22 protein-coding genes are annotated in these 23,932 nt (G+C 62.6%); 10 read left to right on the top strand and 12 right to left on the bottom strand.

The window, feature by feature from the left end:
• Positions 1–27: 27 nt before the first annotated feature.
• From FJ492_RS25165 to FJ492_RS25125, 7 genes are all read right to left on the bottom strand, one after another.
• Positions 28–2,157, bottom strand: coding sequence for an ASKHA domain-containing protein (locus tag FJ492_RS25165; RefSeq protein ID WP_140502636.1), 2,130 nt, complete (start codon positions 2,155–2,157; stop codon positions 28–30).
• Positions 2,108–3,082 carry a methyltetrahydrofolate cobalamin methyltransferase gene (locus tag FJ492_RS25160; protein WP_027145888.1) on the bottom strand — a complete coding sequence of 325 codons (975 nt, stop codon included), beginning with the start codon at positions 3,080–3,082 and terminating at the stop codon, positions 2,108–2,110. Before FJ492_RS25160 ends, FJ492_RS25165 begins: the two co-directional genes overlap by 50 nt.
• Before the next feature lie 82 nt (positions 3,083–3,164).
• Entirely contained in the window at positions 3,165–4,256 is a 1,092-nt protein-coding gene (locus tag FJ492_RS25155; protein WP_027145889.1) for a methylenetetrahydrofolate reductase, read from the bottom strand.
• Positions 4,253–4,849: a methylenetetrahydrofolate reductase C-terminal domain-containing protein gene (locus tag FJ492_RS25150; protein ID WP_140751864.1), complete on the bottom strand. Its 597-nt coding sequence runs from the start codon at positions 4,847–4,849 to the stop codon at positions 4,253–4,255. Before FJ492_RS25150 ends, FJ492_RS25155 begins: the two co-directional genes overlap by 4 nt.
• Positions 4,842–5,144 (bottom strand): virulence factor, encoded by a 303-nt coding sequence (locus FJ492_RS25145; protein WP_027145891.1) that lies wholly within the window; start codon positions 5,142–5,144, stop codon positions 4,842–4,844. Before FJ492_RS25145 ends, FJ492_RS25150 begins: the two co-directional genes overlap by 8 nt.
• 408 nt (positions 5,145–5,552) lie before the next feature.
• On the bottom strand, positions 5,553–6,128 hold the full coding sequence (locus FJ492_RS25135; protein WP_140772784.1) for a DUF4893 domain-containing protein: 576 nt from the start codon (positions 6,126–6,128) through the stop codon (positions 5,553–5,555).
• Between the two features lie 568 nt (positions 6,129–6,696).
• On the bottom strand, positions 6,697–7,326 hold the full coding sequence (locus FJ492_RS25125; RefSeq protein WP_140502782.1) for a DUF1638 domain-containing protein: 630 nt from the start codon (positions 7,324–7,326) through the stop codon (positions 6,697–6,699).
• A 63-nt stretch (positions 7,327–7,389) separates the two neighbouring features.
• Here FJ492_RS25125 and FJ492_RS25120 point away from each other — a divergent pair, with 63 nt between their 5' ends.
• Positions 7,390–7,530 carry an entericidin A/B family lipoprotein gene (locus FJ492_RS25120; protein WP_140502638.1) on the top strand — a complete coding sequence of 47 codons (141 nt, stop codon included), beginning with the start codon at positions 7,390–7,392 and terminating at the stop codon, positions 7,528–7,530.
• 87 nt (positions 7,531–7,617) lie between these two features.
• Here the strand turns inward: FJ492_RS25120 and FJ492_RS25115 are convergent, their stop codons facing one another.
• The gene (locus tag FJ492_RS25115) at positions 7,618–8,316 is read right to left on the bottom strand and encodes a B12-binding domain-containing protein (protein ID WP_140502640.1); all 699 of its coding nucleotides are present in this window, start codon (positions 8,314–8,316) and stop codon (positions 7,618–7,620) included.
• A 288-nt stretch (positions 8,317–8,604) separates the two neighbouring features.
• Here FJ492_RS25115 and FJ492_RS25110 point away from each other — a divergent pair, with 288 nt between their 5' ends.
• The 7 genes from FJ492_RS25110 (at position 8,605) to FJ492_RS28895 (ending at position 16,602) form a co-directional block, all read left to right on the top strand.
• On the top strand, positions 8,605–10,179 hold the full coding sequence (locus FJ492_RS25110) for a trimethylamine methyltransferase family protein (protein WP_140502641.1): 1,575 nt from the start codon (positions 8,605–8,607) through the stop codon (positions 10,177–10,179).
• A 97-nt stretch (positions 10,180–10,276) separates the two neighbouring features.
• Positions 10,277–10,957, top strand: coding sequence for a 4Fe-4S dicluster domain-containing protein (locus FJ492_RS25105; RefSeq protein WP_181166093.1), 681 nt, complete (start codon positions 10,277–10,279; stop codon positions 10,955–10,957).
• Between the two features lie 105 nt (positions 10,958–11,062).
• The gene (locus FJ492_RS25100; protein WP_140772782.1) at positions 11,063–11,800 is read left to right on the top strand and encodes a dienelactone hydrolase family protein; all 738 of its coding nucleotides are present in this window, start codon (positions 11,063–11,065) and stop codon (positions 11,798–11,800) included.
• 105 nt (positions 11,801–11,905) lie between these two features.
• Positions 11,906–13,084, top strand: coding sequence for an NAD(P)/FAD-dependent oxidoreductase (locus FJ492_RS25095; RefSeq protein ID WP_140772780.1), 1,179 nt, complete (start codon positions 11,906–11,908; stop codon positions 13,082–13,084).
• Positions 13,085–13,206: 122 nt separating this feature from the next.
• Positions 13,207–13,767 carry an RNA polymerase sigma factor gene (locus FJ492_RS25090; RefSeq protein WP_140502645.1) on the top strand — a complete coding sequence of 187 codons (561 nt, stop codon included), beginning with the start codon at positions 13,207–13,209 and terminating at the stop codon, positions 13,765–13,767.
• A 2-nt stretch (positions 13,768–13,769) separates the two neighbouring features.
• A complete protein-coding gene (locus tag FJ492_RS25085) occupies positions 13,770–15,980 on the top strand; it encodes a VWA domain-containing protein (protein WP_140772778.1) in 2,211 nt (736 codons plus the stop codon).
• Positions 15,981–16,332: 352 nt separating this feature from the next.
• Entirely contained in the window at positions 16,333–16,602 is a 270-nt protein-coding gene (locus FJ492_RS28895; RefSeq protein ID WP_181166750.1) for a hypothetical protein, read from the top strand.
• A gap of 16 nt (positions 16,603–16,618) precedes the next feature.
• On the opposite strand, the gene bmt is transcribed toward FJ492_RS28895, so the two are convergent.
• Both bmt and FJ492_RS25070 read right to left on the bottom strand, forming a co-directional pair.
• On the bottom strand, positions 16,619–17,641 hold the full coding sequence (bmt, locus tag FJ492_RS25075) for a betaine--homocysteine S-methyltransferase (protein ID WP_181166754.1): 1,023 nt from the start codon (positions 17,639–17,641) through the stop codon (positions 16,619–16,621).
• Positions 17,642–17,770: 129 nt separating this feature from the next.
• Entirely contained in the window at positions 17,771–18,628 is an 858-nt protein-coding gene (locus FJ492_RS25070) for a helix-turn-helix transcriptional regulator (RefSeq protein WP_140772774.1), read from the bottom strand.
• Positions 18,629–18,858: 230 nt separating this feature from the next.
• On the opposite strand from FJ492_RS25070, the gene FJ492_RS25065 reads away from it, so the two are divergent.
• Complete coding sequence (locus tag FJ492_RS25065) at positions 18,859–19,869, top strand: fatty acid desaturase (RefSeq protein WP_181166749.1); 1,011 nt, start codon at positions 18,859–18,861, stop codon at positions 19,867–19,869.
• A 94-nt stretch (positions 19,870–19,963) separates the two neighbouring features.
• On the top strand, positions 19,964–20,794 hold the full coding sequence (locus FJ492_RS25060) for a PhnD/SsuA/transferrin family substrate-binding protein (RefSeq protein WP_140772771.1): 831 nt from the start codon (positions 19,964–19,966) through the stop codon (positions 20,792–20,794).
• Here the strand turns inward: FJ492_RS25060 and FJ492_RS25055 are convergent.
• Both FJ492_RS25055 and FJ492_RS25050 read right to left on the bottom strand, forming a co-directional pair.
• Positions 20,759–22,114 (bottom strand): Xaa-Pro peptidase family protein, encoded by a 1,356-nt coding sequence (locus tag FJ492_RS25055; RefSeq protein WP_140772769.1) that lies wholly within the window; start codon positions 22,112–22,114, stop codon positions 20,759–20,761. The two genes, FJ492_RS25060 and FJ492_RS25055, sit on opposite strands and share 36 nt — an antisense overlap.
• A gap of 9 nt (positions 22,115–22,123) precedes the next feature.
• Positions 22,124–23,932 (bottom strand): FAD-dependent oxidoreductase (locus FJ492_RS25050; protein WP_140772768.1); only part of this gene is annotated, 1,809 nt, incomplete at its 5' end.

Raw genomic sequence — 23,932 nt, 5'->3', positions numbered from 1 at the left:
CCGATCGCAACGGCCTGAAGCGGTTTGTCAGTCGCGGCTGCGCCGTGCGGCGTGGCCTTCGCGCGAGCGCCTTCGCGGTGCTGAATCTCCGGCGATGCCATCCTCGCTGACCGTCTTGCGTGGCGGCAGTTTCACCGCCGCCGACAGTTTCGGGAAGGGATCGACCTTGTTGGGCAACGCCATGGCATAGACGAAATGCTCCTGGAATTTCGGCTCCAGCGCGGTCTCGATCTTCTCGATCTGGCTCACCGTCTCCTCAATCTCGCGACGATAGCCGCGATTGAGCAGCGCCATACGGGCACCGGCGCCGGCGGCGTTGCCGACGGCCGAGACCTTGTCGAGATCGCAATCGGGGATAAGGCCGAGCACCATGGCGTATTTCGGATCGATGAAGGAGCCGAACGCACCGGCGAAATGGATGCGGTCGACATGCTCGGTGTTCTGCTTTTCCATCAACAGCTTGGTGCCGGCATAGAGCGCCGCCTTGGCAAGCTGGATGGCGCGTACGTCGGTCTGGGTGATGGTGATCTTGGGTTCGCCTTCCTTCAGCACGTAGGAGAAGGTGCGGCCGTTGGCGACGACGCGCGGCGAGCGCGCGGCCAGCGAACCGTCGACGACACCATCCTCCGAGATGATGCCGGCGAGATACATTTCGGCGACGATCTCGATGATGCCGGAGCCGCAGATGCCGGTGACGCCGGTCGCCTGCACGCTGTCGAGGAAGCCCGGTTCGTCGGACCACAATTCCGAGCCGATGACGCGGTATTTCGGCTCCAGCGTGTCGGGATCGATGCGCACGCGCTCGATGGCGCCGGGCGCAGCCCGCTGGCCACCGGAGATTTCGGCACCTTCGAAGGCCGGACCGGTGGGCGAGGAGGCAGCCACGACACGCGCGCGATTGCCGAGTACGATCTCGGCATTGGTGCCGACATCGACGATCAACATCATCTCGTCCTGGCGATGCGGGCCTTCCGACAGCGTCACCGCCGCCGCATCGGCGCCGACATGGCCGGCAATACAAGGCAGCATATAGAGGCGCGCGCCCTGGTTGAGCTTCAGCCCGATATCGGATGCCTTGATGCGCACGGCGCCCGAGACGGCAAGCGCGAAGGGGGCTCCGCCGAGTTCGGTCGGATCGATGCCGAGGAACAGGTGATGCATGATCGGATTGCCGACGAAGACGGAATCCAGGATGTCGTTGCGCTGGACATTGCCTTCCGCGCAGACCTTGTCGACGAGGCCGGAGATCGCCTCGCGCACGGCCACCGTCATGCCTTCGCGGCCATCCGGGTTCATCATCACATAGGAGACGCGGCTCATCAAATCCTCGCCAAAGCGGATCTGCGGATTCGACGTTCCGGACGAGGCGGCGACGCGCCCCGACAGCAGCGATACCAGATGCATGGCGATGGTGGTCGAGCCGATGTCGCAGGCCAGCCCATAAGCCTCGTTCTTGAGGCCCGGCCACAGCGCGATGACGCGCGCGATGTCACTGTCGGCATCCTTGTGGATGGCAGCGGTAGCGGTCCAGTTGCCCTTGCGCAATATGCCTTGCACCTGCGGCAGCAGATAAAAGTCGAATTCGAGGTTTTTAAAGCCCCAGTCCTTCATCAGCGCGATCTTGAGCCGGTCCAGGTCGCCTGATGGGTTGTGCATGTCGGGCTCTTCGATCTCGACATAGCACATGCGGATCGCCGTATCGCGGGCGATCACCCTGGTGTCGGCATCCTTGCGGATGGTCTGCGCGTTGATGACGGTGTCCTGCGGCACGTCGATGACGAGATCACCGAGGATCTGCGCCGAGCAGGAGAGGCGGCGCCTTTCGGGCAGGCCGCGCACGCGTTCGTAGCGCTCTTCCTTGGGACCTTTGGGCGAGATGTGGTCGTTTGAGGAGGTGATCTTGTGCTTGGCGAAATTGCCTTCCTGCACCTCGATCTGGCAGCGCCCGCAAGTGGCGCGTCCGCCGCACACGCTCTCGACATAGACGCCGAGCTGGCGCGCGGCGTCGAGCACCGGCGTGCCGACAGGGAACCGCCCGCGCTTGCCTGACGGCATGAACAGCACGAGCGGATCGGTAATGTTTGCAGGTGAATTCACGATTGCGCGCTTATCCCCGGCCCATCCGGGCTTCACGACCGCCGCGCCGGCGGCTGCCATTGCCGCCGCCTTCGCCCGGTGCATTGACCGCTGTCGGCGCCGCCACCGCGTGGCCGCCTTCGGCCGGCTTGTAATCCTTGTAGGTCTTGATCCATTTGGTGCAGTTCTCGTCGGTGCCGTTCAGCACGTTGGCGCCGCGCACGGCTTCCATTTCCTGCGGCCGCACCGGGTTCATGATCGCCGAAGTCATGCCCGCGCCGATCACCATCGGGATGAAGGCGGCGTTGATGCCGTGGCGGTGCGGCAGGCCAAACGAGATATTCGACAGGCCGCACGTGGTGTTGACCTTGAGCTCTTCGCGCAGGCGGCGCAGCAGCGCGAACACCTGGCGGCCGGCATCGCCAAGCGCCCCGATCGGCATGACCAGCGGGTCCACGACGACGTCGTGCGCCGGGATGCCGAAATCGGCGCAGCGCTGCACGATCTTCTTGGCGACGGCGAAGCGCACGTCCGGGTCCATCGAAATGCCGGTCTCGTCGTTGGAGATGGCGACGACGGGCACGTTGTATTTTTTGACCAGCGGCAGGATGGCTTCGAGTTTTTCCTCCTCGCCGGTGACGGAGTTGACCAGCGGCCGGCCCTTGGCGACCTTCAGCGCGGCCTCGATCGCGGCGCTGACGGAACTATCGATCGACAGCGGCAGGTCGACCAGGCCCTGGACGATTTCCAGCGTCTGCACCAAAAGACCAGGTTCGGTTTCGTTCGGGTTGACCGAAGTGACGCCGGCATTGACGTCGAGCATGGTGGCGCCGCAGGCGGCCTGCTCCAGCGCGTCCTTGATGACGGTCTCGAAATTGCCAACCACCATCTCGGCGGCGAGCTTCTTGCGGCCGGTCGGGTTGATGCGTTCGCCGATCACGCAGAAGGGCTGGTCGAAGCCGATGATGATTTCTCGTGTCGCCGAGGCAACGATGGTCCGGGTCATGAAATCTCTCCGTCGTGATATAAAGAGTTCTTTATATCGTTATCTCTTGTCGATCAAGCGAATGGTGGTCGTTCCGCGCGGGTCAATGCGCGGTCTTCACCATATCCACCTGGGTTTCGGTAATCTCGTCGTGCAGGATGTGGTCCAGCCGGTCGGCGACCATCTGGTCGTCGCGGCGGATCTCACGCTTCCAGGGCTGGCGGCCCTTCAGCACACCCGATTCATCGACGATCTCGGCGACATATTCCTCCTGGCGATAGGCCATCACGTGGATGCCAGAGACGCCGGGAATTTCCTTCACCTCGTTGATGATGTCGGTGCAGAGCTGCTTGCCTTCCTTCTTCTGGTCCTGGGCGCCTTCCAGCCGCTTGATGATGGCGTCAGGGATATGAATGCCGGGCACGTTGGAGCGGATCCATTTTGCCGTCTTGGCTGAAGCGAGCGGGCCGACGCCGCACAGGATGAACACCTTTTCAGTGTGGCCGAGATCGCGGGCCTTCTGCATGAAGGTCTTGAACATCGGCACGTCGAAGCAATACTGCGTCTGCACGAACTGCGCACCGGCGGCGATCTTCTTGCCGAGATGGATCGGGCGAAAGTCGAAGGGCGGCGCGAACGGATTGACGGCAGCGCCCAGGAACAGCTGCGGGGGCGTCGTCAGCTTGCGGCCGGACAGAAACTTGCCGTTGTCACGCATGATGCGGCAGGTCTCCAGCAGAGACATGGAATCGAGATCGAACACCGGCTTGGCGCCCGGCTGGTCGCCGGCCTGCACGCCGTCGCCGGTCAGGCACAGCATGTTGGCGACGCCCATCGCAGCACCGCCCAGCACATCGCCCTGGATGGCGATACGGTTCTTGTCGCGGCAGGCGATCTGCATGATCGGGGCGTAGCCCATGCGGGTCAGCAGTGCGCAGATGCCGACCGACGACATATGGCAATTGGCACCGGACGCGTCGACCGCGTTGATGGCATCGACCCATCCGTCGAATATCTTCGCCCTGTTATAGACATCCTCGGGATCGGCGCTGTCGGGTGGGTTGAGCTCGGTGGTCACCGCGAATTCGCCGCGCCTGAGCACGCGCTCCAGCCGGCCGCGCGAGGTGTGGCCGGGCAGGGGATCGAGCGGCAAATGGATGCCGGCCGGATTTTCATCGAGCTGGCGGCCGATCATGCGGAGGCTCCGGTCTTCGCGGCAGCGGCGGCTTCACGGGCTGCCGCGGCCTGCGCGGTCACCCGCAGCCAGGCTGAAGTTTCGCGCAAGGACTGGTCGACCGGCTTCTGCACGGTGAGGATCCTGTCGGAATTGACCATGTTCTGCGAACCTTCCCAGGCCTTGACCCAGACGCAGGGCATATCGGGCTCGACCTCGCAATTGCCGTTGGCGCGCACGCCTCCGCAGGGGCCGTTGCGCAACTGCTTGGGGCAATTCATCGGGCACGACATGCCGGTCGAGGACAGGATGCACTGGCCGCACATGCGGCAGTCGAACATGAAGCCCTTGACGCGCTTTTCAACGAATTTGATTGGAGCCTCGACGCGGCCGTAGCCGATGCCCTTCCACAAGGGATGCAGCAGCAGGAACGTGTCGGCAAAACGGGCATAAAACCACTCGAGCAATCGCGAGTGCCGAACAGACCATAGTCTCACCGCGAACGAGCGCTGCACGCGGCGCTGTGGCGACACGTCGGCTGGCTTGTAGTCGGATTTCGGCGCGGCCTTCTTGACCAGCGTGGCCTGGGTAACCGCCGGGTTCTCGTCAGACATTTTCTTTTCCGCCCGCCTTGACCAGAGCGACCAGCCGCTCGCGGTCGTATTTCGTGTCGAGCTCGTGGAATGCCTTTTCGACCTCGGCTTCGAGATCGTCACCGACCGGAACCGGTTCGGCCTTGCGCCATTCGGCGAGATAGTCGTCAGTGCCACCGGCGCCGGTGCGCATGGCACACATGTCGATCGCCTCGGTGAAGCGCAACGGCAATTCGCGCTTGGCGTTCTGCCGGCCTTTCCTGACGATGACCTGGGCAGGGATGTCGCGCCAGTAGACGACGATAAGATCGGCCATGAATTTCTCGCTCCTCGATATTCCGAGCATTGCCGAAAGCGTCGTAAGGCTGCTTGTTATGGGACGACGCGCGCGCATTCAAAAGCGACGCATTTGGATGTCGTAAAATGAAAGGCGGGTTTATTCGTTTGCGACCTATGTCGCGACGGGGTCAATGCAGCAGGAATGGCGGCGAAGTTTGCGCTGTTCCCGACGCTGGATGCGTTATCAGATGCCGGTTCTCAGCCCTCCAGACGTAGAACCAGATCGTTGGGTGGTACCATTGTTTCGATAGCAGCCCTGGATCGAACGTCGCGACGCCGCCATTGATCTTGCCATGCTCCAAGGACCGGCTGATGTGGCCGGACCTTAGGGCAGGCGGGTTAATCCTTGGTATGCCGGAAGCCTACCATGGCATGAAGACCCCGGTCAGCGTTTGAACTCCGTGATGTCGAGCTTCGACTCGTAGTAGGGCGCGGGGAATTCGATGCGCCATTCCTTGGCGCTGTTGCGGAAGGCGTAACCGACCTGGTCGGTTTGCGGGCCGCTGCCATAGGGCTTTGCCAGGTCGTCGTTGACGGAGCCGGAGCCAAGATAGATCGAGCGTTTGTCGCCGTCGTCGAAGAAGCGGCCCTGGGTGCGCTGCGAACCGCTGATCTTTTCCAGCCGCCAGCCGGAGCCATCATCGGTGACCCTGCATTTGAACCAGCCATAGATCACGAGCGGGCTCGGTCCGCCGATCTTGATCGTGCGGCACCGCCAATTGCCGGTGAGATCCTTGTCGGAGAAGGCGACCAGCGGCTTGCCCAGCAGCGTGTCGAGTTGCTTGAGCTCGGCGGGTTTGCCCGCCTTTGCCTCGGCGAGCGCCGCCTTGCGGGTGTCGCCATATTTGTCGAGCCGCGCCTTGTCGGCGGCGGTGATCAGTTTCTGCACCTGACCGTCGGCAAAGGCGGGCAAAGCGCAGCAGAGCAGGCCGACAACGGCAAGCAAGGGGCGGAGGTTCATCAAAGGATTCCCTGTTTTTGTCTGGGGCTAACTTACCGGGTCGCTGGCGCCTGTCATCCGTGCTTAACAGCGTCACGGTCGAAATTCATGGTGTGACGAATGCGAATCTTGCTCACGGGGTCGTCGGGTTGGCTGGGTGGTGGTGCTGCGCGCACGGCACGTTTCTTCCCCCGAGGCCGACGACATGGCGCATGCGATCGAGGAGTCGGACGCCAACACCAAGGCGAACGAACTGCTGTTTCGGCGGCTGACGGTGGACGACGCGGCGCAGGCGCATGTCGCGGCATTGGAGAAGGCACCGGAACTCGGCTTCGACATCTTCATCGTCTGTGCGCCAACGCCGTTCCAACCCGACGATTGCGCCGACTTGATCGCCGACGCTCCATCGGTCGTGGCGCGTTATTTTCCCGAATTTCCGGCACTTTATGCGCGCAAAGGCTGGACGATGTTTCCCTCGATCGACCGGGTCTATGACGCGTCACGGACGAGGGACAGGCTGGGCTTTGCCTGCAGGACAAGTTTGCCGACGTGCTGGCGGCGCTGGCGGCCGAAGACGGGACCTGAGCCGTCAGGCGTTCGCGGCCGCCCGCGCCAGGCCTGGCGTCAGGTCGCCAAAACCGGTGGAGCGGCGCTCATAGGCAAGGCCAAGGAGGGCAGCGGCCTTTTCCGCGACCTTGTCGAGCTCGGGGTCATCAGTCTGCGCGAGATAGATCAGCTTCTGGTAGTTGCCGAAATAGTCCTTGATCAGCTCCGGGTGCTTGTCCAGGCCGAGCGGCTTCATGAAGAAGGCATCGAATTGACGGCACAGGAAATCCGTCATGTAGAACGACATCATGTCGTCGTCGCCGACCTTGTCGTAGGCCTCCATGCCTTGATAGAAGGCGAAGCAATGCGGGCCGGCCATGCGCTCGACGCCATGCTTCTCCAACACGCGGTCAAGCAGGCCGCCAGTGCCGCAATCGGCATAGCCGACGAAGATGTGCTCGTAACCTTCCGCCTTGGCCCTCTCGATCGCCTTATCCATGGCTGGCGCGATGCGGTCGGGATAGAAATGAAATTCCGCCGGCAAACACGTCAATTCGAGGTGATCCAGCCCGAGCCGTTCCTTGACGGCCAACACCTCGCGCGCAATCATCCCGCAGGCGATGACGAGCAGCCTGTCGCTTTGATTCGGTTTCGTTTTCTGTGTTTTGGCCATGGGATCAGTCAAGCCGAGCTTCGTTGCTGTAAGCTAATTTATCTATTGAGGGAGACACCGTCCATGAAACTGCTACGCATCGCACCGATTGCCATTCTTGCCAGCGTCCTGGCCCTTACGGCTTGCGCGAACACCGTCCGCGGCGTCGGCAAGGACGTCAAATCGACGGCCAGGGCGGTCAAGGACACCGTCACGAAGCCCTGATCCGCGAGCGGCCTTCCCATCATCTGGGAACAAAAAAGCCGCGCTGCAAGGCGCGGCTTTTTCTATTGTCCATGCCGGATTGTCCAATCAGGCCGAAGCACGCACGTTGTGCTTGCGCTTCATAAAGTCCTTCGCGGTCTCGACCGCCACCGCGGCGTCGCGGCAATAGGCGTCGGCGCCGACGGCCTTGCCGAATTCCTCGTTGAGCGGCGCGCCGCCAACCAGCACGACATAGTCGTCTCGAATGCCCTTTTCCTTCATCGTGTCGATGACGACCTTCATGTAGGGCATGGTGGTGGTGAGCAGCGCCGACATGCCGATGATGTCGGGCTGGTGCTGCTCGATCGCATCGAGATATTTCTCGACCGCGTTGTTGATGCCGAGGTCGATGACGTCGAAGCCAGCACCCTCCATCATCATACCGACGAGGTTCTTGCCGATGTCGTGGATGTCGCCCTTGACGGTGCCGATCACCATCTTGCCCTGTTTCGGCGCGCCGGTGGCGGCGAGCAGAGGGCGCAGTATGAACATGCCGGCCTTCATCGCATTGGCCGACAACAGCACCTCGGGAACGAACAGGATGCCGTCGCGAAAATCCTCGCCGACGATACGCATGCCCTCGACCAGCGCTTCGGTCAGCACCTTGTAGGGCACCCAGCCGCGATCGAGCAGGATGCGCGTGCCTTCCTCGATTTCTTCCTTCAGACCGTCATAGAGATCGTCGTGCATCTGCTGCACCAACTCGTCGTCGGAAAGTTCGGAAAGGATGATCTCGTCGTCGGACATTTTAATCCAGCTCCTCACGGCATCGCGACTGTGTCGCAAGGCACAAAATAATGGCGTTCATACCTAACCCGCAACGGGCGGGTATCCATAGCTGATTTGCGACTTCCCGCAAAAGGAAAGCGACTGGAAAATCTATCGGATTTCTTGTCGATTTTGCGACAGGCGTTGGCGCGGACGGGCCGTTTCGAATAGGGTGCTTGGCTACGATCCGGCGAAAGCCGCGCCATGCGGCCGCAACGGTTACGGACCGGCCATAGTCAGGCAGGCCATATTCAGGGAAGAGCGATCATGAGCGAACACGCGGCAGTCGACCAGGAAGCGTCAAACGCGCGGCGTGGGCGCGGCGCCAGCGGCGGAGCGGCGGCAAGGCGCGCGGCGCGTTCCGGCGGCGGCCCGGGCACACAGCTCACTTACATCAAGCGCAAGATCAACGTTTACGAGGTGCTGAACGAGGAAGGCCTGGCGCTGATCGAGAAGAATACCGACACGGTGCTGGAAGAGATCGGCATTATTTTCCGCGATGACGCGGAAGCGTTGCAGTTGTGGAAAGAGGCCGGCGCCGACGTCAAGGGCGAGCGCGTGCATTTTCCCAAGGGGCTCTGCCGTTCGCTCTTGAAGACCGCGCCATCCGTCTACACCCAGCATGCCCGCAATTCAGAACGCTCGGTGCAGATCGGCGGCAATGCGACCGTGTTCGCGCCGGTCTATGGTCCGCCCTTCGTACGCGATCTCGACGGCGTCAGGCGCTATGCGACGATCGAGGATTTCCAGAATTTCGTGAAGCTCGCCTATATGGCGCCATCGATCCACCATTCGGGCGGCACGGTGTGCGAGCCGGTCGACGTGCCGGTCAACAAGCGCCACCTCGACATGGTCTACGCGCACATCAAATATTCCGACAAGCCGTTCATGGGTTCGGTGACCGCGCCGGAGCGCGCCGAGGACACGGTGGCGATGGCCAAGCTCGTCTTCGGCGACGACTTCGTCGAGAACAACACGGTGCTGACCAGCCTGATCAACGCCAATTCGCCGATGGTGTTCGACGAGACCATGCTTGGCGCCCTGAAGGTCTATTCGCGTCATAACCAGGCCTGCATCGTCACGCCGTTCATCCTGGCCGGCGCGATGAGCCCGGTGACGGTCGCCGGCACGCTGACGCAGGTCCTGGCCGAAGTGCTGGCCGGCGCGTCGTTCACGCAGCTGATCCGGCCGGGCGCCCCGGTGCTGTTCGGCACCTTCGCCTCGTCGATCTCCATGCAGTCGGGCGCGCCGACCTTCGGCACGCCGGAACCATCGCTGGTCTCCTATGGCGCGGCACAACTCGCACGCCGCCTCGGCTTGCCGTTCCGCACCGGCGGCTCGCTCTGCGCCTCGAAAGTCCCGGACGCGCAGGCAGCCTATGAGAGCGCCAACACGCTGAACTCGACCATTCTCGCCGGCACCAATTTCGTGCTGCATTCGGCTGGCTGGCTCGAAGGTGGCCTGGCGTCCTGCTACGAAAAATTCATGATGGATATCGACCAGCTCGGCATGACCCAAAAATTCTCCGAAGGCGTCGATCTTTCGGAAAACGGCCAGGCGATGGACGCCATCCGCCAGGTCGGCCCGGGCAGCCACTATCTCGGTTGCGACCACACCCAGGCCAATTTCCAGACCGCCTTCTACCGCTCGTCGATCGCCGACAACAACTCCTATGAGCAGTGGCTGGCCGAGGGTCAGAAGACCGCGCCGCAGCGTGCCAACGATCTGGCGCGGCGCTGGCTGGAGTCTTACGAGGCGCCGCACCTTGATGAAGGCATCGACGAAGCCCTGAAGGACTTCATCGCCAAGAAGAAGGGGTCGATGCCCGACGCCTTCACCTGAAAGGAGCCCGAGTCAGGCGGGGCTAAAGTCGCCAACATCATCCACAAGGAAGTCTGGCGGAGCGCCTTCTCCGATCCGGACAAGAAGGGATGATTGCGTGCGCGGCATGATCGGGGAGATCACGGCCGCGCTTGGCGCCAACGGCCTCATCCTGCGTGGCGGCTTTCTTTTTCCCCATCACGACGGTGCCCCTCATGGGGTCTCGGGCGCGCCGGCAAAGTCCGTCCTGCTGGTGGGGCAGGCGGGTGCCGCGCCTTGGCCGCATTTCCTGCGCTGGCGGGAAGAGCAGCCGCAGGCGATCGCCAATCCGCTCGACACCTGGTCGCGGCAGGTGATTGGCGCTGTAGCAGAAAAGTTTGGCGCGCGCGCCGTTTCGCCGTCGGACAAGCCTTACCTGCCGTTCCAGCAATGGGCTGTTCGGGCGGAGGGGCTGAGGCCGTCGCCGCTCGGCATCCTCATGCATCCGCAATATGGGCTGTGGCATGCCTATCGCGGCGCGTTGCTGTTCGAGGAGGAGATAGCGCTTCCGCAGCCTTGCGAAGCGATCCATCTCTGCGACGCATGTGTCGAGAAACCGTGCCTGAAATCCTGCCCGGTCGATGCCTATTCCACGGAAGGGTTCGCCTACCAGCCCTGCCTGGCGCATGTTCGGGGAGCGAATGGCGGGCCGTGCCGCACTGGCGGTTGCCTTGACCGCAATGCCTGCCCCTATGGCACAAGCTACCGCTATCCGGCAGAGGTTCAGGCCTTCCATATGGCTGCATTCGCTGATCTTTAGCGCGTCACGCGATCCCACGAAATGTTGACTGGCGGACTCAGGCAACCGCCTTGCCGCGGCCGCTTGCGCGGATATGTATCGCCCATCTGATCAACGGAGCAGGCAATGGCGAAGCAGGACCTTCAGATCAAGACCCGTGACGGCGTGGCGAAGGCTGGCCTGTTCCGCTCGACCAACGTCTCTCCAGCCAAAGCTGGCATCATCCTCTATCAGGACGCTTTCGGTCCACGCCCGGCGCTTGACCAAATGGCGGAACGGCTGGCGGGCGAGGGCTATGCGGTGCTGGTGCCGGACCTCTTCTATCGCAATGCGCCTTACGATCCGTTCGACGCCAAGCCCGCCTTCACCGTGGAAAAGACCAAGACAGCGCTGATGGCGCTGGTCACCGGCACGACGCAGGAGATGACCATCAGCGACAGCGGCGCGTTTCTCGAGGCAATGTCCGCCGAAGGCGTCACCGGGCCGATCGGCACCGTCGGTTATTGCATGGGCGGAGCGCGGGCGCTCAACGCCGCTGCGACGTATCCAGACACGATCAAGGCCGCCGCCAGTTTCCATGGCGGCAATCTCGCCAGCGATGCCGCCGACAGTCCGCACCGCAAGGCGGCCTCCATCAAGGCGCGTGTCTATGTCGGCATGGCCGGTGTCGACCGGAGCTTTCCGCCGGAGCAGTCGACGCGGCTGGAAGAGGCGCTTCGGAACGCTGAAATCGACCACGCGATCGAGAATTATGTCGGCATGGCGCATGGCTGGTGCGTGCCCGACCATAGCGTCTTCAATGCAGCCGGTGCCGAGCGGCATTGGAAGCGATTGACTGACTTGTTCGCAGAAACGTTGGTCTGAGCCTTCGCCCACCCTGTTGGCCGCGCGGCACATTGGAGGTATCAGGCGGAATGAGCGCCTCGCCCGGCTAATGCGGCGCGGGGTCATGCGGGAACGATCAGCCTGATGCAATCCTATGATGTCGTGATCATCGGCGCCGGCGCCGCCGGAATGATGTGCGCCGTGGAGGCCGCCAAGCGCGGCCGTTCGGTGCTGATCCTCGATCATGCGGCGGCACCTGGCGAAAAGATCCGCATCTCCGGCGGCGGCCGGTGCAATTTCACCAACATCCATGCGAGCCCGAAGAATTTTATCTCGAGGAATCCGCATTTCTGCATCTCGGCGCTCAGCCGCTATACGCAACGCGACTTCATCGCGCTCGTCGAACGCCACGGCATCGCCTATCACGAGAAGACACTGGGGCAGCTGTTTTGTGACGGCTCCGCGCGCCAGATCATCGACATGATGGTCTCGGAAATGCGGGGCGGGGATGCCGAGCTGGTGTTGTCGACCCGCGTTGAGACGGTCGCCAAAACCGTGCAAGGGTTCGAACTCGCCCTTTCCACCGGCGCGGTCTCTTGCCAGTCCCTGGTCGTGGCCTGTGGCGGCAAGTCGATCCCCAAGATGGGCGCGACGGGATTCGGCTACGAGGTTGCCGAACGGTTTGGCCTTGCCATCGTCGAAACACGGCCTGCCCTGGTGCCTCTGACCTTCGATGCAAAAACGCTTGAACGGCTTTCGCCCCTGGCCGGGAACGCCGTCGACGCCGAGATTGCCTGCGGCAAGACGCGGTTTTCCGAAGCGATGCTCTTCACGCATCGCGGCGTCAGTGGGCCATCCATCCTGCAAATCTCCTCCTATTGGCGCGAGGGTGATGAAATCCGCGTCGCCATGCTGCCGGGCACGGATGTGGCTGAGCTCGTCCGCGCCGCCAGGCGTGGCAATGGCCGGCAAGCGGTGCAGACCGTGCTGGCAAATCATTTGCCGAAACGGCTGGCACAGGCGATAGCCGAGCGAACTGGGCTCGACGGCAACCTCGCCGATCTTTCCGAGGCCCAGATCAAAACCGTCGAGGCCGCGGTCAACGACTGGCGCATCAAGCCGGCCGGTTCGGAGGGCTACCGTACGGCCGAAGTGACGCTTGGCGGGGTAGACACCAATGGCCTCGACCAGAAGACGATGCAGGCGAAATCGATACCCGGACTGTTCTTCATCGGTGAAGTCGTCGACGTCACGGGTTGGCTCGGCGGCTATAATTTCCAATGGGCGTGGTCGTCGGGCTGGGCGGCGGGCCAGGCGTGTTGATATCCTGGTGGAGCCGGCCTGCCCTGAATCTCAACCCGCTCCAGGTGCAAAAGTCCCAATTCGAAAAAAATCTTTCCATCACCCCAAGGATTAGCCATTAGCCTTCGTCCAACGGGCAAATGATGGCGATGATGCTGGATGTGAGCGAAGCCTCCGACGCCGAGCTGATCGGGCGGGCGAAGGGCGGAGACAGGGGGGCCTTTGGCAAGTTGCTGGAGCGTCACTACGACTTCGTCTATCGCGCCGCCTATCGCTGGTGCGGCAGGAAGGCCGATGCCGAAGACATCGCCCAGGAAGTCTGTGTCCGGCTCGGCAAGGCGATCCGCGATTATCGCGGCGGCGGCGCGTTCACGACATGGCTCTATACCATGACGATGAACGCCGCGCGCGACATGATGCGCAAGACCGCGCGCGAGACCGTCAAGACTGAGGCCTATGGCGTCCATGCGCTGATTTCGGGCGAGGCCCCGGCCGAGAGCGAAGACCCCGCCGAGGCGCTGTGGGCGGCGGTGCGGCAATTGCCCGACAAGCAGCGCGATGCCGTGATGCTTGTCTATGGCGAAGGTTTGAGCCACGCGGCCGCCGCCGAGGCGATGGCGATCTCGGAGACGACGGTTTCCTGGCACATCCATGAAGCGAAGAAACGGCTGAAGACGTTGATGCGTTCAGCCGGGGAAGTGTGACCATGGTCGACGACAACGAACTCAGAAAGCTGCGCGACGCGGCAATACCGGTGCCCGGCGAGAGCGCGAAGGCGCGCGCCTTCGAGGCCGCCCTGCGCGCTTATGACCAGCAGAATATTTCCGCCGTCACCCAAGGATCAGTCGGCGGCCTTCGTCTCACAGAGCGAGCACAAAAGCTCTGGAGCGAGATCATGCAAAAGAAACTCATTGCCACGCCGGCCATCGCCGGGCTCGTCGCCCTGCCGATCGCCGGATACGCCACCTTCCATATGCTGAGGGAACAGCCTTCGCCGTTCGGCGGCGACGAGAAGATCACCGAGATGCTGGCCGACAAGCCAGCGACGCTGAAGCCATTGCCCAAGCAGGCTCCGGGAGATCAGGCCGTCAATGAGCCGGCCGTGACCACTGTGCCGGCCAAGGACAAGAAGGCCGACGCGGATCTGGAAAGTCGCGATGCCAGCGATGCCCTCGCGCCGGCCGCACCGCCGAAATCCGAATCGACTGCCGCCGGTGGCGCAGCACAACCGAACGCGCCGGTGAGCCCCACTGTATCATCGAGGCTTGACCTGAAGACTTACAGCGGCAAGGAGATGGAGTCTGGGACTTTGCGAGCCTCCAGGCCGGCGCCTGCACCCACCGGTGAAGTTTCACGGGAGAGTGCCGGTCTCATGCCAACCGCGCCCGATGCCGCGCGGACCAGTCGCGTCCAGGGAGCTGAGTCCAAGCTTATGGCCCCGCAACAGCCGGCGGCCATCCCGGCCGACCAGATGCAGCCGCAAGAGGAAAACCGCGACCGTATCGAGGATTTCAAGACCAACCCGGTGCATGCCGCACTCGAGGATCCGGTCTCGACCTTCTCGATCGACGTCGACACGGCCTCCTACTCCTTCGTGCGCGGCTCGCTGAAGCAGGGCTACCTGCCGCAAGCCGATACGGTCCGCGTCGAGGAGATGATCAATTACTTCCCCTATGACTGGAAGGGGCCGGACTCGGCCTCGACGCCGTTCAACTCGACCGTCAGCGTCATGCCGACGCCGTGGAACGCGCACACCAAGCTAATGCATGTCGCCATCAAGGGTTTCGACATCAAGCCGACCGAGCAGCCGAAGGCCAATCTGGTCTTCCTGATCGACGTGTCGGGCTCGATGGACGAACCGGACAAGCTGCCGCTGCTCAAGTCGGCGTTCCGGCTGCTGGTCAGCAAGCTCAAGGCCGACGACACGATCTCGATCGTCACCTATGCGGGTGACGCCGGCACCGTGCTGATGCCGACAAAGATTGCCGAGAAGGACAAGATCCTCAATGCCATCGACAATCTGCAGCCCGGTGGCTCGACGGCAGGTGAGGCCGGCATCAAGGAAGCCTACAAGCTTGCCCAGCAGTCCTTCGTCAAGGACGGCGTCAACCGGGTGATGCTTGCCACCGACGGCGACTTCAATGTCGGCCAGACCGATGACGACGACCTGAAGCGGCTGATCGAGAGCGAGCGCAAGACCGGTGTATTCCTGTCGGTTTTCGGTTTCGGCCGCGGCAATCTGAACGATGAAATGATGCAGACCATTGCCCAGAATGGCAACGGCACCGCCGCCTATATCGACACGCTGGCCGAGGCCGAGAAGGTGCTGGTCGAGGACACGTCCTCGACGCTGTTCACCATCGCCAAGGATGTGAAGATCCAGGTCGAGTTCAACCCGGACAAGGTCTCCGAATATCGACTGATCGGCTACGAGACCCGGGCGCTCAACCGTGAGGATTTCAACAATGACCGCGTCGATGCCGGCGATATCGGCTCGGGGCATTCGGTCACCGCGATCTATGAGATCACGCCCAAAGGCGGTGGCGGCGAGCAGATCGATCCGCTGCGCTATGGCCAGGCCACGGTGAACAATGGCGGCGTTGCCAATGCGGGCGAATATGCCTTCGTCAAGATCCGCTACAAGCTGCCGAACGAGGATGTCTCGAAGCTGATCACCACGCCGGTAACCTCGGCCAACGAGGTGTCGTCCTTCGACCAGGCGAGCGCCGACCAGCGTTTCTCCGTCGCGGTCGCGGCCTTCGGCCAGAAGCTGCGCGACGAGGATGCGACCGCGAAGTTCGGCTACGACAAGATCATGGAGATTGCCACTGCCGCCCGAGGAGCCGACCCGTTTGGGTACAGGTCCGAGTTCCTTTCGCTTGTGCGCCTTGCCTCGGCGCTGGGCGGCAACCGGTAGTGGCGATGAAGGCCGGTTTCTTTCAGATGATGGGATCGTTCTGACAACCGGCCCACGGGCGGGTGAGGCAGGCCGGCGAGGGATACTTTCCCTTGCCGGCCTTTTTTCGGATCTGTTGATATTCAGGTGATGCCGGCCTGCAAACAGTGGCTTCCTGCGCTTCCGGTGCTCACGTGCTTAAAGTACGCTCCGCTCCGGTTCTCGAAAGTCACTGTTTTCGGCTCGGCCTGACCTGAATCTCAACAGATCCTAGGGCAGCGCGCCGGATCGTTAAATTGCGCCGCATTTCCGGTACCGGATCGCAATTTCCTCTCGTTACGCCGGTTATGTCTAAGGCTTGAGGGAGCCGGAATTGCAAATCAGAACCATCGCCAACTCGACTCCGCCGGCACGGGATGCTTCGGCGGTTTCATCAGCCCCGCCAGCCGAATCCAGACGCATCAGCGATGATGTCGCGCAGGCGCGTCACACCGCCATGTCGGCACTGACCAACGACCGCTTCCGCGCCATGCTGGAGCAGATCACCGATCCCGGTGCATCGGGTGCGCTTGCGACAATGCGCGGCGACAATGTCGTCGATTTCAAGTCGGCGCAGTCGAGCTACGCCGACAACACCGAATAGCCGTTAAGAAATCGCGTCAAGCGCGGCCGCGGCGCCGCTCGCGGCGGGCTTCGCTGGTCTCGGCGGTGTTTGCCGTCGCCACCTTATTGCGCATCGGGCCGATGCGCTCGACGATTTTTTCGACCGTCGGACGATCCGCCCTGGTGTGGGCGTCGAGTGCCTTGCGCATCGCGGCAAGATGCTGAAACGAGGTGCCGCAGCAGCCGCCGATGATCTTGGCGCCGCCATCGACGGCGAGCCGGACATAGTCGGCCATCAATTCCGGCGTGCCGGAATAGTGGATCTCGGTGCCACGGAATTCAGGGATGCCGCAATTGCCCTTGACAATGACGGTCGCCTCCGGCTTCGCCTCGGTCATGTCGAGCAGCGAGGCCAGAATGTCGGAGGCGCCAACGCCGCAATTGGCGCCAACGCCGAGCGGGGCTTGCGACAGGCCATCGGCGACGCCGTGGATATCCTTCGGCAGCAGGCCCATCATGGTGCGGCCGGCGGTGTCGAAGGAGCCGGTATAGGTGTAGGGCATGCCGACGCGGATGGCGGCTTCGGCAGCGGCGCGGATTTCGTCGGGCGCCGACATGGTCTCGATCCAGACGACTTCGGCGCCACCTTCCTTGAGGCCCTCGATCTGCTCGGCAAAGGCGTCAACCGCCTCGTCATAGGTCATGGCGCCAAGCGGCACCAGCAATTCGCCGGTTGGGCCGACCGAACCGGCGACGATCACCTTGCGGCCGGTCTTGTCGGCAACGGCCCGCGCAATCTCGGCCGCTCGCTTGTTCAGCGCATGGACGCGATCCTGCGCATGGTGCAGCTTCAGCCGGAGGCGGGTGCCGCCGAAGGAGTTGGTCAGGATGATGTCGGCGCCGGCGTCGACAAAATTCTGGTGCAGGCGGGTGATGGTGTCGGGCGCGGTTTCGTTCAGCAGTTCCGGCGCCTCACCGGCCTCCAGACCCATGGCGAATAAATTGGTGCCCGTGGCGCCATCGGCCAGCAGCACACCCTTTTCAGCCAGCAGGGCATCGATCGGATTGGGCATCGTCATCGGATTGGCTTTCATGTCCTGGAATTCGAATAAGGATATAAACAAGTCTTTATATCTAGTCAATCAAATTGCGACGTCGGAATGGCAGGCATAGAGGCGGATCTGACGATCCCGCGGTATCCAGCGCGCTCAGACAGCGCCTGCTGCGAACGACATGCCGGCCAGATTGCGTGCGAAAGCGGCCGCTTCGTGCGGGTTGATGTCGGCGGCGCGGATCAGATTGTCGAAGTGTCGGGTCAGGGCCTGGACCGGCTGGGTGGCGTTCAGCACCACATACATGTCGCCGACATAGATGGCGGCGCGGTAGGGGCCGAAGATGGTGAGCGGGATGGAATAGCGCATGCGGCCGTCGTAGAGGAACAGGCGGAAGGTCGGATAGAGGTCGTCGAGCAGCGTCGCCATATGGGCAAGTTGCTGCTGGCGGTCTGCCGCCGGGAAACGGTCCCACACACCGAGGCCGCGGGCGAAAATCTCCAGCGTGTGGCGCGGCATGCAGACTTCCATGTCGGTTTCCGGACGCCGGTTGTATTCGATGCGGTATTGCGTCTCGCTGGCCTGCGCCAGGCGGCTCCTATTGGTGATGTTGGCCTCGTAGTCGACGAGCGCGCGAGTGCGCAGGAGATCGGGAATGCCGGCCGGCACATAACGGATCTTGGTGCCGGCCGCTTCAGCGAACCATTTTGCCAGCAGCGTGCGGTCGAAGCCGTCGGGCGCTTCCTCGATCTCGAGGCTTTCGCGGATTTCGCCGGTCACGCCTTCGTCCTGGCTGAGGCCAAGCAGCCAATCCAGCGACACCTTGAATTCGGCGGCGATGTTGAGCAGCGTTTCAGCGCGCGGCAGGCGCGTCGAGGCGCCCGACATCAGTTGCGACAGCGCCGACCGATCGATGCCGACTGCTGACGCGAAAGCCGACTGGTTGAGGTCTGACCTTGTCAGGAGGAGCTTCAGACGCTCCCGGAAGATCGTCGACAGATCGCGTTTGTCCATACCTTTGCTTCCGTCTTCTGGAGGAAAAATTTGCGCTCGAGCCCGGTGAATAGGCGCTTGAGGCGTAAACGAATCCCTAAGTCTGTTCACAATGTGCAACATATGCGGTCAAAAATGCGCAATCGCAACATTTTGTGCACTTTGTCGCGTTGAGTGGAATCACTTCTCCTGACACAATGCTGTCAGGAACCAGTTGGGGTTCCGGCGACTGAGGGACAGTGGTCGATAGCATGACTGGCAAGAGCATTCGGCGAAGCAGCAGACCGGCCATCGAATGGCCGACCGTGGTTCTCGCTTTCTTCTGCTACGGTGTCTGGTTCGTTGCCGGTCTCTTCCTCTGGCCATCCTATCCCATCCTGGCCCTTGTCGTTATGGCCGTTACGCTGGCTCTGCAGTCCTCGATCATGCATGAAGTGCTGCATGGTCACCCGACCCGCAACGCCCTCGTCAACGAAGCTTTCGTCTTCCTGCCGATCGGCCTCGCCTGGCCGTTCCGCCGCTTCAAGACCATTCACCTGCGCCACCATGCGGACGAGCGGCTGACCGATCCGCTGGACGATCCCGAGAGCTACTATAAGGCTCTGTGGCATCACGAAGAATTGCCGCCGCTGATGAAATTCGTGCTGAAGGTCAACAACACGATGGCCGGTCGCCTCGTGCTGGGGCCATGGCTGTCCTGCATCGGCTTCTTCATCGACGACGCCAAGCAGGCGATCGCCGGCGACAAGGCGATCCGCAAGGCCTGGCTGCTGCATGCGATCGGCCTCGTCGTGGTGCTGCCGGTCGTGCAGTTCGGGTTCGGCATGCCGGTTTGGCTCTATGTGCTGGTGCCGGTCTGGCTCGGCCAGTCGCTGATCTCGATCCGCACCTATGCCGAGCATCAGTGGTCGGAGCATCCGGAAGGCCGCACGGTGATTGTCGAGCGCTCGCCGCTGTCGCTCCTGTTCCTCAACAACAATCTGCATTTTGTCCATCACAAGAGCCCGACCATCGCCTGGTACCGGCTGCCGAAACTGTTCCGTGACCGGCGCGAGGATTGGCTGCGGATGAACAATGGCTATGCCTACCCGAACTATTTCGCGCTGCTCAGATCCTATGCCTTCAAGGCCAAGGAGCCGATCGTGCATCCGGTTCTGCGGCGCGCGCCCGAGCCGGGCAGGGCGTTCAAGCCGCGCGTCAGGGCGCGCAGCATCAGTGGGCTTGGCAGCGCGCCGGTTCCCGCCGAACCGCCCAAGGAATAGTATCCGCGCGTAGAGTGGATACCGTGTCGGCCAATTCTGATTGGGCGCCGCGTTTTTGCGATCCTTTATCCCGGCATGGTGGTTTGATATCGGCATGAGCGAATTGATTGCGGCGTTGCCGATGTATGACTGGCCGGAGGCGCGTGACGAGGTCGACGCCCAATGGGCGGTGTTGCGCGATGCCTTCCGGCGGAAGGGTATCGGTGCGCCGCAAAGCATTGTGCGCCGCAATGGCGACCTGCCGGTCGTGCCGGGTGGTATCCATGAGGCTCAGGGGGGCCTGATTGCTCCGGATCCGGCGACGCTGCCGCCGGATGAACTCGATTCCCATAAGCTCTGGCTGCATCCGGCACTGTTGTTCGCGCAGGCCTGCTGGGGGCCGATGGAACTCGGCCTGTCCCGGCATGTGCAGGTGGTTGGCCAGCCAAGTTATGACGCCTATGAGGGCGGACAGGGCGAACTCTATTCGAGCGCGCTGGTTATGCGGGCAGGCGAGGGACCGGAGGTTCGGTCGCCCGCCGACGGCAAGGCCTTGCTGCCGCTCGATCTCATCCGAGACAGGCGCTTTACCTTCAACAGCCTCGATTCCATGTCGGGCATCATCGCGCTGACGCGCGACCTTGAAGCGGCGGCCGGCGAAAACCTGGACATATTTTCATCGAGCGGCGAAAGCGGCGGCCATCGCGACTCGATCGTGGCGGTCGCCGAAGGCAGAGCGGATATCGCGGCGATCGACTGCGAAAGCTGGGCGCTGGCGCAGCGTTTCGAGCCGGCGGCGCGCAAGGTCGTGATCGTCGGCTGGACGGCACGACGCAAAGGCCTGCCTTACATCACCGCCAGGACGACGCCGGAAAAGACCCTGCACTCGATGCGCGAAGCGCTTGCTGGACTAGCCGAGCAGCCTCGCATCCAACGGGTAGGTTGAAAGCTTCTCGTTGCCGGTCTCGGTGATCAGGATCTGCTCCTCGATCTTGACGCCTTCGCGGCCGCCCAGCCGGCCGATATAGCTTTCCACGCACAGCACCATGCCTGGTTCAAGCACGCCATCGGGCGTGTCTGGCGTCCAGTCACTGGCATGCGGCAAGGTTGGATATTCGTCGGCCAATCCAACGCCGTGGTAGAGCACGCCGTAGCGGGTCGGGAAGCAGTCTCCCGGCGGGATGGCTGAGCGTTCGACAAGGTCGCGGAACGAGACGCCGGGCTGCATCAACGCGATATTGTGTTCGATCTGATCGGCTGCGATGCGGAACAGGTCGCGTTGTTCGTTGGTCGGCTTTGTATCGCCGCACAGCCAGGTGCGCGAGAGATCGGCGCAGAAGCCGTAGGGGCCGATCAGGTCGGTGTCGAAGGCGACCAGGTCGCCCGTCTCGATGTTCCGCGACGAACATTCCTGGAACCACGGATTGGTGCGTGGTCCCGACGTCAGCAGCCGCGTTTCGATCCATTCGCCGCCGCGCGCGATGTTGCCGCGATGGAGTTCGGCCCACAATTCGTTTTCGGAGATACCGGGCTTGAGCGCATGTTCCATCTCGCTCATGGCCGCCTCGCAAGCGACGATTGCGCGGCGCATGGCGAGGATTTCGTCCGGCGACTTTAACAAGCGGGCGTTCTCCATCACCGCTTCGCCATTGCCGATCGAAACACCAAGGCGCGCCAGTTCCTCGACGCCTTCCGGGTTGATGTGGTCGACGGCGATGCGGCTGTTGCCGCCGCCGTGCTCCCTGATCAGATCGGCGATACCGGTGGCCCAACGGCGGACTTTTTGCTCGGTCAGTTCGCCGCTGTAGAGATACATCCACGACACCGCCGGCCGCACTTCGTCGACGATGCCGGAATGGTCTGACAGGTGCTCGCAGGAAAAGTAGTCGAACAGCACCACCGGCCCGTCGGTGGCGACGAAGCAATGCCGCGTCGGGTTGTGCGCGACCCAGAGCTGCATATTGGTAGAATCGGCCGCGTAGCGGATGTTGACGGGGTCATAGAGCAAGGCGCCGGCGTAACCGCGGCGCTTCAGCTCGGCGCGGATGCGCTCGAGCCGGTATTTTCGCATCGCCGGCAGGTCGGGCGCGGCAATACCTGCCGCCGCCCATTCCGCTTCAGCTTGTGCACCATAGCCCAGCACATGCTGGTTGAGCGCCGCCGCCTTCTCCCGGGAGGCTTCGCGCAACGCTTCGATCGAGCCTGATACAAACGGCATGATCTTGCGGTGGCGGCCGAAGCTTCCCTTTGGCGCCCCGCTATCCATGACGAAACCTCAGGTTCGCATCTTCTCGCCGCTGGGGTCGAAAGGCGCTTCGACATTGATGCGGGCCGGGCGGCGGGACCCAAGAATCTCGATCTCGAACAATCCGGCACTTTCATCCTCGGCGAGGGCTGCCGGCACATAGCCTTGCGCCATCGACTTCTGGACGTAATGCGCATAGCCGCCCGACGTCACCCAGCCGACCACGCGCCAGTCGCCATCGACGATGCCGCGCACGGCGGACGCGCCTTCGGCGGCCTTTGAACCTCGTATTTCCTGGCCTGATGTGTCGAAGCGCGGCGCACCGTAGCCATGTGGCTTTTCCACCGTGCCATAATCCTTGCTGACCTTGGCCCAGATCGGCTCGTCGCCCATTACATCGGCGTCCGCTGCATCGACGATGAAGGAGACGCGGCGCAGTTTTGGCCCTTCCGCCTGTTCCTTGGCGGCCGCTTCACGGCCGATGAAGCCGTTCTTCTCGAGCTTGATGAAGCGGTCCATCGAGCCTTCGAACGGCCCGTAGATCGGCCGCAACTCGCGGAACCAGGTCGGGAAGTTCTTTTCCAGACGCATCGACAGCAAGGCGCGCATGCCAAAATCGACGACGCCGAATTCTTCGCCGGCATCCTTGATTGCTTTATAGACGAGGCGCTCATAGGCCGGCGCCATCCAGATCTCATAGCCGAGGTCGCCGGTGTAGGTGATGCGGTTGACTAGGCAGGGCGCGCCGCCGACCGCCATGTCGCGGAAATCCATGAAGCGGAAGGCCTTGGTCGAAATGTCGACATCGACCAGTTTCTGCAAGAGGTCGCGGGATTTCGGACCGGCGATCGACAGGCCGACCAGTGTCTGGTCGAAACGGTGGATGCGCACCGATCCGTCTTTGGGCAGGTGCTTTTCGAACCAGCGCATGTGGTACTTCTGCGCCGCCGACGAACCCCAGATCATGAAGCGGTCCGCGGCGGCCTTGGCGATGGTGAAGTCGCCGATCAGCTTGCCGAACTCGTTGATCATCGGCGTCAGCACGATGCGACCGGTCTTCGGCATGCGGTTGGTCATCAGCCGGTTGAGGAACTCTTCCGCACCCGGTCCCGACACTTCGTATTTGGCGAAGTTGGCGATCTCGGTGACACCGACGCGCTCGCGCGTGGCGCGCACTTCCTCGCCGATTGGCCCAAAATCGTTGGAGCGGTGGAAGGAGACGACGTCTTTCGGCTCCTTGCCCTTGGGCGCGAACCAGAGCGGGGTTTCGAGGCCCCACGAGTCACCCATGACGGCGTTGTTGGCGAGCATGGTGTCGTAGAGCGGCGTCGTCTGCGCCGGGCGAGCGGCCGGCAGTTCTTCGTTGGGGAAGCGGATCGAGAAGCGGCGCGAATAGTTTTCGCGCACCTTGGCGTTGGTATAGCGCAGGCCGGCCCATTCGCCGAAGCGGGCGACATCCATGCCCCAGACGTCGAAGCCCGGGTCGCCGTGGACCATCCAGTTGGACAGAGCGAGACCAACGCCGCCGCCCTGGCTGAAACCGGCCATCACGGCGCAGGCACACCAGAAATTGGTCAGTCCCTGAACCGGGCCGACCAGCGGGTTGCCGTCGAGCGCGAAGGTGAAGGGGCCGTTGATGATCTGCTTGATGCCGGCCTTCTCGATGCCGGGGAAATGCTTGAAGCCGATTTCCAGCGACGGTGCGATGCGGTCGAGGTCGGGCGGCAGCAGTTCATGGCCGAAATCCCACGGCGTGTTGACCGGCGACCACGGCTTGCAGGCCTTTTCATAGGTACCGAGCAGGATGCCGTTGCGCTCCTGGCGGGTGTAGATCTCGCC

It is taken from the genome of Mesorhizobium sp. B2-5-4 (assembly GCF_006441095.1).
In the GTDB taxonomy this organism is placed as follows: Bacteria; Pseudomonadota; Alphaproteobacteria; order Rhizobiales; family Rhizobiaceae; genus Mesorhizobium; species Mesorhizobium salmacidum.
Note: the sequence above shows the minus strand (reverse complement) of the source record. Positions and strands in the feature narration are given on the sequence as shown.